The organism is Mycobacterium sp. IDUB_37 (assembly GCF_055419245.1).
On record NZ_JBVAXG010000005.1, the window covers coordinates 483,778 to 496,657 of the forward strand.

Below are 12,880 nucleotides of genomic sequence, written 5' to 3' on the forward strand. Positions count from 1 at the left end.
ATGCCGGTGACCGACGGTTCCCTTCCCGCTTTGCTGAAACATCGGGCCGACGAGCAGGCTGACAACACCGCTTTTACATACATCGATTACGAACTAGATCCAAAAGGTTTTGCTGAGACGCTGACTTGGTCGCAGACCTACAGACGCGCGTGCGTTATCGCCGAAGAACTCAAACTCTGCGGTTCGCCCGGCGATCGGGTCGCGATCTTGGCGCCACAGGGTCTGGAATATGTGATCGCGTTCTTAGGCGCACTGCAGGCGGGATTTATCGCTGTGCCGCTGTCGACACCACAATATGGGATCCACGATGACCGAGTTTCCGCGGTACTGCGGGATTCCAGGCCAGTCGCAATTCTGACCACATCGTCCGTGGTCACGGACGTGGCGAAATACGCGAGCGCTCGAAACGGCCAGCCGGCTCCATTCATCATCGAGGTGGACCTGCTTGACCTCGATTCGCCGCAGGAGTCGCTCGCTGTCCGGCGGCTGTCAACCGGCCCGGCGTATCTTCAATACACCTCCGGATCGACCCGCACGCCGGCGGGCGTGATTGTTTCACACAAGAACGTCATCTCTAATGTCACGCAAAGCCTGTACGGCTATTTCGGCGATCTCGACAAACTCCCTGAATCGATCGTCTCGTGGCTGCCTCTGTTCCACGACATGGGTCTGATACTCGGCATTTGCGCACCGATGATCGCCGACCGCGGCACGGTGTTGATCAGCCCCATGGCATTTCTGCGCCGCCCGGCCTGCTGGATGCAACTGCTCGCCACCAACCCCCGATGCTTTTCCGCGGCGCCGAATTTCGCCTTCGAATTGGCGGTGCGCAGGACATCCGACGACGACTTGGCAGGACTCGACCTGAGCGATGTCCTCGGAATCGTCAGCGGTAGTGAACGGATCCACGTCGCGACCGTCCAGCGGTTCACCGAGCGCTTCGCCAAGTTCAACATCAACCCGGCTGCGGTTCGACCTTCCTACGGACTCGCCGAAGCAACTCTCTACGTGGCGTCTCCCGAGCCCGAGACTGCCCCCAGCACGGTGCGCTTCGATTACGAGCACCTGGCCGCCGGCCAGGCCAAGCGGTGCGGCACCGAGCGATCAGGCGGCACCGAACTCATCAGCTACGGCTCGCCCGACCCCACTGCCGTGCAGATCGTGAACCCGGACACCGGGATGGAAAACCTCGAGGGCGAGGTCGGAGAGATCTGGGTGCACGGGGACCACGTGGCTCTGGGCTACTGGCAGAAGCCGGATCAGACCGCTCGCACGTTCAACGGCAAGATCGTCGACCCGACACCGGGCATCCCGGAGGGTCCCTGGCTGCGCACCGGCGACCTGGGAGTCTTGTCCGAGGGCGAGCTGTTCATCATGGGCCGCATCAAAGACTTGCTCATCGTCGACGGCCGCAACCACTACCCCGACGACATCGAGGCGACAATCCAGGAGATCACCGGCGGGCGGGTCGCTGCGATATCCGTCCCCGTCGACATCACCGAGCAATTGGTGGCGATCATCGAGCTCAATGGCCGCGGAACCGCCGAAGAAGCCATGCTCAAACTCCGCTCGGTGAAGCGTGAAGTCACCTCGGCGATCTCGAAGTCACACAGTCTTCGGGTCTCAGATCTCGTGCTGGTGTCACCCGGCTCGATTCCCATCACCACCAGCGGAAAAGTCCGGCGTTCCGCGTGCGTCGAACGTTATCGGAGCGACGGATTCAAACGCCTGGACGTGACGGTATGACGGGAAGCATTGACGGTGAAGCTGATCTCCGGCACTGGCTTGTCGACTACCTCGTAACCAATATCGGCTGCACGCCCGACGAAGTCGATCCCAATCTATCGTTGGCCGACCTCGGCGTGAGCTCCCGCGACGCCGTGGTGTTGTCCGGCGAGCTGACCGAATTGCTGGGCAAGACGGTCTCCCCGATCGACTTCTGGGAGCACCCGACGATCAATGCTCTGGCCGCTTATCTCACCTCGCCGGTACCGGACCCGGAGTCGGCGGTGGCGCTAAACCGTCCAGTCCGAAACTCACTCGAGGAGCCAATCGCTGTCATCGGCATGGGGTGCCGTTTTCCTGGCGGCATCTCCGGCCCAGATGCGTTGTGGGAGTTCATCGCTGACCGCCGCTCCTCGATCGGAAAGGTTCCCGACGCACGCTGGCGCCTTTTCGACGATGGCTCCCCGGAAGCGCAGGCGGTGCTGTCCCGCACCACGCGATGGGGTTCCTTCCTGCCCGACATCGACGCTTTCGACGCGGACTTCTTCGAGATCTCTCCAAGCGAGGCCGACAAGATGGACCCCCAGCAGCGACTGCTGCTGGAAGTCGCGTGGGAGGCGTTGGAGCACGCGGGAATTCCCCCCAGCTCGTTGCGGCGCTCACAGACCGGCGTGTTCGCCGGATCCTGCCTGAGCGAGTACGGAGCCATGGCTTCCACCGATCTCGCGCAGATCGATGGGTGGAGCAACACCGGCGGCGCGATGAGCATCATTGCCAATCGACTGTCGTATTTCCTGGACCTGCGCGGGCCTTCCGTCGCAATCGACACGGCGTGCTCATCGTCTTTGGTGGCAATTCATCTGGCTTGCCAGAGCCTCCGAACCCAGGACTCGCATCTGGCGATCGCGGCCGGCGTGAATCTGCTGCTGTCTCCGGCGGTATTTCGCGGCTTCGACCAGGTGGGGGCGCTGTCGCCGACCGGTCACTGCCGTGCATTCGACGCCGCCGCCGACGGATTTGTGCGGGGCGAGGGCGCCGGGGTGGTGGTTCTCAAGCGATTGACTGATGCCCAGCGCGACGGCGACCGGGTACTTGCGGTCATCTGCGGGTCGGCGGTCAATCAGGACGGTCGCTCCAACGGTCTGATGGCACCCAATCCGGCGGCTCAGATGGCAGTGCTGCGAGCCGCCTACACCCATGCCGGCATGCAACCCAATGAGGTCGACTACGTCGAAGCGCACGGCACCGGAACGCTGTTGGGCGATCCGATCGAAGCGCGCGCACTGGGCGCGGTACTGGGCCGCGGCCGCGCCGCCGACGCTCCCCTGCTCATCGGCGCCGTCAAGACCAATCTCGGTCATACCGAGGCGGCCGCCGGGATCGCCGGCTTCATCAAGACGGTGCTGGCCGTACAGCGCGGCCAAGTTCCACCCAATCAGCGCTTCGAGAGCCCCAACCCGCACATTCCTTTCACCGACTTGCGGATGAAAGTTGTTGATACACAGATAGATTGGCCGGACACTGGCCGTCCGCGGCGAGCGGGTGTTTCATCGTTCGGGTTCGGCGGCACCAATGCGCACGTGGTGATCGAGCAGTCGCAGGATGTCGCTGCCGCCGCTAGTCGATCCGCCGATCCGGTCTCGACGCTCATCGTGGGCGGTAAGACGCCGCAGCGAGTCGCGGCGACGGCCGCCGTGCTGGCCGACTGGATGGAGGGGCCCGGCGCCACGGTGGCGCTGGACGACGTGGCCCACACCCTCAATCACCACCGATCACGACAGAGCAAATTCGGCACCGTGGTGGGCCGGGACCGTGTGCAGGCGATCGCGGGTTTGCGCGCGCTGCAAGCCGGCCGACCCGCGCCCGGCGTGGTCAGCCCCCAAGACGGCTCCCCCGGACCGGGCACGGTCTTCGTCTACTCCGGACGCGGATCCCAATGGGCCGGCATGGGCCGCCGACTGCTGGCCGACGAACCTGCCTTCGCCCAAGCCGTCACCGACCTCGAACCCGATTTCCTCACCCACGCCGGATTCTCCCTGTACGAAGTGCTGGCCAACGGCAAAGAACTCCTCGGCATCCAACAGATCCAACTCGGCCTGATCGGCATCCAACTCGCCCTGACCACACTGTGGCGCTCCCACGGCGTAGAACCCGACCTCGTCATCGGCCACTCCATGGGCGAAGTCGCCGCCGCCGTCGTGGCCGGAGCACTCACCCCCGCCGAAGGACTCCGCGTCACCGCCACCCGATCCCGACTGATGACCCCCCTGTCCGGGCAAGGCGCCATGGCCTTGCTGGAACTCGACGCCCCGGCCACCGAAGCGCTGATCGTCGACTACCCACAAGTCACCCTGGGTATCTACAACTCACCGCGCCAGACGGTGATCTCCGGGCCCACTGAGCAGATCAACGAGCTCATCGCCACCGTGCGCGCCCGCGACCGCTTCGCCAGCCGCGTCAACATCGAAGTCGCCCCGCACAACCCCGCGATGGACGCGCTGCAGCCCGCCATGCGCACCGAGCTCGCCGACCTCACGCCCCGCACCCCGACCATCCACATCCTCTCCACCACCTACGAAAATGTCTCCGAGACAACTGTTTTCGACGCCCACCACTGGGCCACCAACATGCGCAACCCCGTCCACTTTCAACAGGCCATCGTCGCCGCAGGCGACCAGCACCACACCTTCATCGAAATCAGCGCCCACCCACTGCTGACCCAAGCCGTTACCGAGACCCTGCACACCGCACAGCACGGCATCAAATACACCAGTATCGGGACGCTGCAACGCGACACCGACGACACCATCACCTTCCGCACCAACCTCAACACGGTGCACACCGCTCACCCGCCACAAACCCCCCATCCGCCCGAGCCGCACCCGCCCATCCCCTGCACGCCGTGGCAGCACACCCGGCACTGGATCAACGCCAAACGCTTAGCGGGCGCAGCTATTTCGGCACCATTGGCGGGTACGCTGCTCGGCCGGCACAGCAGGGTCAGCACAGTCGAAGGAACGCCGGCCTCGCATCTTTGGCAGGCCCGGCTGGCGCCGGAGGCCAAGCCATACCGGGGGCGGCATCGGTTCCACGGCACCGAGGTGGTCCCTGCCTCCATTGTTCTGCACACAATCCTCACCGCAGCAAGCGAATTGGGCTACTCAGCACTTTCCGACGTGCGCTTCGAGCAGCCAATCCTTGCTGACCAGTCTCGGCTGATCCAGGTTGTCGCCGACGAGCATTCGATCAGCCTGTCGTCGAGTCCGACCGCGGGCGACGCGCCGTCGGATCGTTGGACCCGGCATGTGACGGCGACGCTGTCCGGACTTTCCGAGGCCGCCTCGGCCGTCCGACCGATGAGCGCCCGGTACAAGACCAACGGGCACACCAATGGTCACCGTCAGAATCGTGCTGATGTTCCCGATGTCACCGAGCAGCTCGCGCTGCGCGGCGTCGATGGCCTGCCGTTCAAATGGTCCCTGGATTCGTGGGATTCGACGCCAGCCGGGCTCGAAGCCGCGATCGGGTTACCTGACACACTGCCCGACGGATGCGCGGGGCCGCTGCTCGACGCGGCCGTTCACGTTGGCGCGTTGTCGGACATCAACGATGTGCGACTCTACGTGCCGGCCGGCATCGACCAGGTGTGGTTGGGCGAGACCGTCACCGAATCCCGCGGCTCGGTCACCCTCGAACACATCAACCGGAACGCAGCGGGCGTCACCGTTAACATCACCGTGTCGCCGCGCGGCGGTGCACCGTGGGTGTCCCTGCGGTCACTGCGATATCGGGCGCTTGAGTCCAGCGATGCCCCCTCCGGCGAGGATCGCTCACAATTCCACTCGGACGCAACGAAATTTGTTCACACTCTGGATTGGCAACCTCGTGCCGATCTGATCAGCGCGCACGTGCCGCACGGCACGCTGGCCGTCATCGACGACGACCGCTCGACGCTGGGACGCCACTTGAGGCAGCACGGGTTCGAACCGGGTGACGTCGCAGATGCGCGCTACGTGCTGTATGTGGCTGCCGCCGCTCCGGCCCACCCCGCCGAGACCGACGTCGATTACGCCGTTCGAGTCTGCGCCGAGGTCACCACTTTGGTGCGGACGCTCTCACGGCGTGCCGAGCCCGTGTCGTTGTGGATCGTCACCCGGGGTGTGCACGAGTCGGCAATTCCGTCGGCGCTGCGGCAGAGTTTCCTGTGGGGTCTAGCCGGCGTCATTGCCGCCGAGCATCCCGATCTGTGGGGCGGGCTGGTCGATGTCGCGGCCGACGCTTTCACCGCTCACCCGCCCGCCGATCTGCTCGCCAGACTTTTCGCGACGCCAACCAAATCAATTCTGTTGCTGCGCAACAACTCTGTGCTTGCGGCGGCATTGACGCCACTGTCCGGGGCGCCGCTTCGCAAGCCGGTGCAATGCCGTCCCGACGCGGCGTATCTGATCACCGGAGGCATGGGAGCGCTCGGCCTGCTGACGGCCGACTGGCTCGCCGACCGCGGGGCCCGTCGGCTTGTACTGACCGGTCGCACACCCTTGCCACCACGACGGGACTGGGGCCTCGACACTCTCGGCTCAGGGCTGCGGCGCAAGATCGACGCGATTCGCGCTCTCGAAATGCGTGGTGTTTCAGTCGAACCGGTCGCACTCGACGTCGGGCGTCACGACGACGTTCATGCGTTGCTGGCCCGGCGGGACCGGGACGGGGCCGCACCGATCCGCGGGATCGTGCACGCCGCCGGCGTCACCAACGACCAACTGGTGGCGACCATGACCGACGCCGCCGTGCGCGACGTGGTGTGGTCCAAGATCGGCGGCGGGCAGGTGCTGCACGAGGCATTTCCGCCCGGCAGCGTGGACTTCTTCTTCTTGACCGCTTCTGCCGCAGGACTATTCGGCATTCCGGGTCAGGGTTCCTACGCCGCAGCCAACTCCTACCTGGACGCTCTGGCACGTTCCCGCCACCGGCAGGGTTGCCACACCATGAGCCTGGACTGGGTGGCGTGGCGCGGACTCGGATTCGCCGTCGACGCCGAGATCGTCACCGGCGAACTGCAGCGGATGGGATCACGCGACATCACGCCCACCGAAGCATTCACCGCCTGGGAGCATGCGGACGGCTATGACGTCGCGCAGGCGGTGGTCGTGCCGGTACCCGCCGGCGCGGACGGATCCACTGTCGGCGACAACTACCTGATCCCGGAGCGCGACTGGTCGAAGCTGACGACAGCAGAGCTACGCGAAGAGTTCGAAGGCGGCCTGCGCGCCGTCATCGCGCGCGAACTCCGGGTGCCGGAGACCGAGTTGCACAACGACCGTCCGTTCGCCGAGCTCGGACTCAACTCATTGATGGCAATGGCGATCAAGCGCGAAGCCGAACAGTTCGTCGGCATCGAGTTGTCGGCGATCATGCTGTTCAATCATCCGACCGTCGCCGCGTTGTCCGCATACCTGGTCGATCGCGTTGCACCGGAACCGGATTCGCGTGAAGACGAGATGGCGGCGCTATCCGCCTCGGCAGGCAGCATTTTGGACAGCCTCTTTGACCGCATCGAATCGACGGCGTCCGAGGCCGAAAGGCCTGCCTGATGCGAACGGCTTTCAGCCGAATTTCCGGTATGAGCGCGCAACAACGCGCCGCGCTCACCAATGAATTCGAGAAGATCTCCCGCATCGCGGTGGCCGAACCGGTTGCCGTGGTGGGTATCGGCTGCCGGTTCCCCGGTGACGTCGCGGGGCCGGAGAGTTTCTGGGACCTACTGGTCGACGGCCGCAACACCATCTCGACGGTGCCGGGCGATCGCTGGGACGCCGACGCACTCTTCGATCCCGACCCGCTGACACCCGGGCGGATGACGACGAAGTGGGGCGGTTTCGTCAGGGATGTCGCGGGGTTCGACGCGGAATTCTTCGGGATCACCCCGCGCGAAGCCGCCGCCATGGATCCACAGCAGCGGATGCTCCTCGAAGTGGCGTGGGAAGCGCTCGAACATGCCGGCATCCCACCGGATTCGCTGTCGGGCTCCCGCACCGGCGTCATGATGGGCGTCTATTTCAACGAGTACCAGTCCATGCTGGCCAGCAGCCTGGACCGAGTGAACGCCTACACCGGGACCGGCAATGCGCACAGCATCACGGTGGGACGCATCTCGTACCTGTTGGGACTGCGGGGCCCGGCGGTCGCGATAGATACCGCGTGCTCGTCGTCACTGGTGGCGGTGCACCTAGCCTGCCAAAGCCTGCGACTTCGCGAAACCGACGTCGCGCTGGCTGGCGGCGTGAGCATCACGCTGCGCCCCGAAACTCAAATCGCCATCTCAGCATGGGGATTGCTCTCCCCACGGGGCAGGTGCGCCAGCTTTGATGCCTCCGCCGACGGATTCGTCCGCGGCGAGGGAGCCGGCGTCGTGGTGCTCAAGCGACTGACCGACGCGGTGCGCGACGGCGATCGGGTACTGGCCGTGGTGCGCGGTTCCGCGGTCAACCAGGACGGCCGCTCCAACGGTGTGACCGCACCGAACACCGCGGCCCAACACGACGTGATCGCCGACGCCCTGCGATCCAGCGACGTGGCGCCCGACAGCGTGCACTACGTCGAGTCTCACGGCACCGGCACGGTGCTGGGCGACCCGATCGAGTTCGAGGCGCTGGCAACGACCTACGGTCGGGGCGACGGCGCCTGCGCGTTGGGAGCGGTGAAGACCAATCTCGGCCACCTCGAAGCCGCGGCTGGGATCGCGGGATTCATCAAGGCCACGCTGGCTGTGCAACGCGGCCAGATTCCACCGAATCTGCATTTCTCCCAATGGAATCCGGCGATCAACGCGGCGTCCACTCGATTCTTCGTCCCGACGGAGAACGCCCGGTGGCCGACTATTACGGGGCCACGCCGGGCCGCGGTGTCATCGTTCGGGCTGGGTGGGACGAACGCGCACGTCGTCATCGAGCAGGGCCCGGACCTGGCAACCGACCCAACGCCGGTAACCGGACTGAGCGAGGTGTCGACGCTGGTGGTGTCGGGCAAGACGGCACAGCGGGTGGCAACGACGGCTGGGGCGCTGGCCGATTGGTTGGAGGGCCCGGGCTCGGAGGTCGCCCTGGCCGATGTCGCGCACGCGCTCAATCATCACCGCACCCGGCACAGCAAAGTCGCCACCGTCACCACCCGCGAAAACACCGACGCCATATCGGGTTTGCGCGCTTTGGCTACCGGCCAGCATGCCAGCGGTGTGGTCGGATGCCGGGATGGTGCAGTCAAGCAGGGGACGGTGTTCGTCTATTCCGGGCGCGGGTCGCAGTGGGCCGGCATGGGCCGCAGATTGCTGGGGGAAGAGCCGGCTTTCGCTGCCGCAGTCGCCGAACTGGAGCCGGTATTCGTTCGGCAAGCAGGCTTTTCGCTGCACGACGTGCTGGCCAACGGCAAAGAGTTGGTCGGCATCGAGCAGATCCAGCTCGGTCTGATCGGTATGCAGTTGGCCCTGACTCAGTTGTGGCGTTCTCACGGAGTACAGCCCGATCTGGTGATCGGGCACTCGATGGGCGAAGTGGCCGCCGCCGTCGTGGCCGGGGCATTGACCCCCGCGGAGGGGCTGCGGGTGACCGCAACCCGGTCGCGGCTGATGGCCCCGCTGTCCGGTCAGGGCGGCATGGCCATGCTGGGCATGGACGCCACCGCCACCGAACTGTTGATCGCCGACTACCCCCAGGTGACGGTGGGCATCTACAACTCACCACGGCAAACGGTGATCTCCGGGCCCACAACGCAGATCGACGAACTGATCACCCGCGTCCGCGGGCAGAACCGCTTCGCCAGCCGGGTCAATATCGAAGTCGCCCCGCACAATCCGGCTATGGACGCGCTACAACCTGCGATGCGTGCCGAGCTGGCCGATATCAGGCCGCGGACCCCGACTATCCCCATCATCTCCACCACATACGAAACCCTGGACGAGGCCTCGGTTTTCGACGCCGAGCACTGGGCCACCAACATGCGCAACCCGGTGCGCTTCCAGCAAGCCATCAGCCGCGCCGGCACCACGCACCACACCTTCATCGAAATCAGCGCACATCCGCTACTGGCCCAGGCCATCAGCGACACCCTCGGCGACACCCAGCAGGATGTCGCCAACATCGGTACGCTGCAACGCGACTCCGACGACACCGTCGTGTTCCGCACCAACCTCTACACGGTCCGAGCGCCGGACCTCCCCCATCCACCCGAACCGCACCCCGCGATCCCCACCACGCCGTGGCAGCACACCCGGTACTGGATCGACAACACGCAGCCTTCAGCCGCTCCGGAAAACCAGGGCCGCAACGAGATTGCTGTCAACGACCAACCACACGGCGTGGACACCGTTGAAGCCTGGAGCTATCAACTGGACTGGCCGGCCAGCGCCGCCGAGGTCCCCGCCCCACTGAGCGGTGACACCTGGCTGGTGGCGTCAGATGCGGCACTGACCGCCGCAATGGTCCTGGCCGCCGATGCCCGGGCGGCGGCGCTTGCCGATAGCGACACGGCGCTGCACGAAGCGCTGCGCGGCGTCGACAACGTGCTCTACGCACCGCCCGTATCCGCCGACCTACTCGATATCGCCGCCGCTTATCAGCTGTTTCATCACGCGCGCAGGCTGGCCGCCGCAATGGTTGCGACCGGCGCACCACAGCGGCTGTTCATCGCCACGCGCAACGCCCAACCCATCAACCCGGGTGATCGTGCGAATCCGGGCCACGCGGTGCTGTGGGGTCTGGGTCGCTCACTCGCCCTGGAACATCCTGAAATCTGGGGCGGGCTGATCGATCTGGACGACTCGATGCCCCCGGAGTTGGCGGTACGCCAGATCCTGGCGGCGGCCAACGCTGCCGGCGACGAGGATCAGGTGGTGTACCGGTCGGGTGTGCGCCACGTGCCCAGGTTGCATTGGCGCGGCCCCAAGGCGCCCGCCGCCGTCAAACTGAGCCCGGACGCCAGCCAGTTGGTCGTCGGCGCGACCGGCAATCTCGGACCGCACCTGATCCGGCAGCTCGCCCGGATGGGAGCCAAGACGGTCATCGCCGTGGCCCGCAAACCCGGTTCGCTCCAGGAACTGGCCCAGCAGTTGGCCGCAACGGGGACCAATCTTGTCGAAGTGGCCGCCGATGCCACCGACGCCACCGCGATGAGCGCGCTGTTCGACCGGTTCGGCACCGAGCTACCGCCCCTCGAGGGCATCTATCTGGCCGCCTTCGCGGGCGGGCCGGTGCTGCTCAGCGAGATGAGTGACGACGACGTCGCCGCGATGTTCCGTCCCAAGCTGGACGCCGCGGCACTGCTGCATCGCCTTTCGCTGCAACAACTTTCGACAGACCCGGTGCGCCACTTCGTGTTGTTCTCCTCCATCTCGGGCCTGCTCGGCTCCCGGTGGCTAGCGCATTACACGGCGACCAGCGCCTTCCTGGACACCTTCGCCTATGCGCGCCGCACTATGGGGCTGCCGGCCACCGTCGTCGACTGGGGTCTGTGGAAGTCGCTCGCCGACGCGCAGCGTGCTGCCAGCCAGGTCAGCGCCGAATCCGGGCTGCAGCCCATGGATGACGAAATCGCCATCGGCGCTTTGCCTTTCGTTATGGGCTCGGACGCCGCACCACGCAGCGCTGTGGTTGCCGCGGACTGGTCGTTGCTGGCGGCGGCGTTCCGCACCCGTGGATCGCTGCGCGTCATCGACGACCTGTTGCCGCGACCGAACGACATCACGTTGCCGGAAAGCGAATTTCGGAAAGCGCTGCGGGCTTGCGACGCACAACGGCGCCACGACCTGTTGCTCGATCAGGTCGGCACCCTGGCCGCCTCGGTCATGGGCATGCCTGCCAACGAAACGCTCGACCCCTCGACCGGCTTCTTCCAACTCGGCATGGACTCACTGATGAGTGTCACGCTGCAGCGGGCGCTGTCGGACAGCCTCGGCGAGTTTCTGCCGGCGTCTGTCGTCTTCGACTATCCGACCGTGTACGGACTCACCGACTACCTCGCCACTGTGCTGCCTGAATTGGTCATTCAGCCTGAATTGGTCGACGCGACTACACAGCAGGCCTCCGATCAGCCCGACGACGTCTACGACGATCTGAGCGAAGACGAGTTGCTGAAGCAGCTTTCGGAGAGGCTGAGATGAGCACAGGGACCAGCCCGACTGCCCCCCAGCCGGACCGCCGGGCGATCATCACCGAGGCGCTACGCAAGATCGACGATCTCAGCGCGCGCCTGGAGATTGCCGAAAAAGCCGGCACCGAACCGATCGCGGTCGTCGGCATGGGGTGCCGGTTCCCGGGCGGCGTGAACAACCCGGAGCAGTTCTGGGAGTTGTTGCGCGACGGTCGAAGCGGCATCGTGCGAGTCCCCGCCAGCCGGTGGGACGCCGACGCGTACTACACCGACGATCACACCGTCCCAGGCACCATCTGCAGCCGGGACGGCGGCTTCCTCACCAGCTGGCAACCGGACGAGTTCGACGCGGAGTTCTTCTCGATCTCCCCCCGCGAAGCGGCGGCAATGGACCCGCAGCAGCGGCTGCTCATCGAAGTCGCCTGGGAAGCGTTGGAGGACGCAGGCGTTGCGCCGCACAGCATTCGCGGTACGCAAACCGGGGTTTTCGTCGGCGTCACCGCCTACGACTACATGCTCACGCTGGCCGGCCGATTGCGGCCCGAAGACCTCGACGCCTACATCCCGACCGGAAACTCTGCGAATTTCGCTGCCGGACGGCTCGCCTACATCCTCGGGGCGCGCGGCCCCGCAGTGGTCCTCGACACGGCCTGCTCGTCTTCGTTGGTGGCGGTCCACCTGGCGTGCCAGAGTCTGCGCCTGCGGGAAAGTGACATGGCGTTGGTCGGCGGCACCAACCTGCTGTTGGCCCCCGGGCCGAGCATCGCGTGCTCGCGCTGGGGAATGCTGTCGCCGGAGGGTCAATGCAAGACCTTCGACGTGTCCGCCGACGGCTACGTCCGCGGCGAAGGCGCCGGCGTGGTGGTGCTCAAGCGACTGGAAGACGCGCTGCGCGACGGTAACCGCGTCCTCGCCGTGGTGCGCGGCACGGCGGTCAACCAGGACGGCGCCAGCAGCGGCGTCACCGTCCCCAACGGCCCCGCACAACAGGCATTGTTACGCACCGCCCTGACGT

General features: G+C 65.8%; 4 protein-coding genes (1 of these 4 cut by a window edge). All 4 read left to right on the forward strand.

What is annotated here, in order from left to right:
- Tightly spaced (each overlapping or abutting the next), the 4 genes in view from fadD26 to ACZY1I_RS20120 form a layout consistent with a single transcriptional unit that may run on beyond the window.
- Positions 1-1,746, forward strand: coding sequence for a long-chain-fatty-acid--AMP ligase FAAL26/FadD26 (gene fadD26 / locus ACZY1I_RS20105; RefSeq protein WP_463756221.1), 1,746 nt, complete (start codon positions 1-3; stop codon positions 1,744-1,746).
- On the forward strand, positions 1,743-7,316 hold the full coding sequence (locus ACZY1I_RS20110; protein WP_463756222.1) for a type I polyketide synthase: 5,574 nt from the start codon (positions 1,743-1,745) through the stop codon (positions 7,314-7,316). The genes fadD26 and ACZY1I_RS20110 overlap by 4 nt, the downstream gene beginning before the upstream one ends.
- Entirely contained in the window at positions 7,313-11,875 is a 4,563-nt protein-coding gene (locus ACZY1I_RS20115; RefSeq protein WP_463756313.1) for a type I polyketide synthase, read from the forward strand. Before ACZY1I_RS20110 ends, ACZY1I_RS20115 begins: the two co-directional genes overlap by 4 nt.
- Positions 11,872-12,880: the start of a type I polyketide synthase gene (locus tag ACZY1I_RS20120; RefSeq protein ID WP_463756223.1), read on the forward strand. 5,522 nt of this gene lie beyond the right edge of the window; only the first 1,009 of its 6,531 coding nucleotides appear in the window; the start codon lies at positions 11,872-11,874; its stop codon lies off the right edge, out of view. Before ACZY1I_RS20115 ends, ACZY1I_RS20120 begins: the two co-directional genes overlap by 4 nt.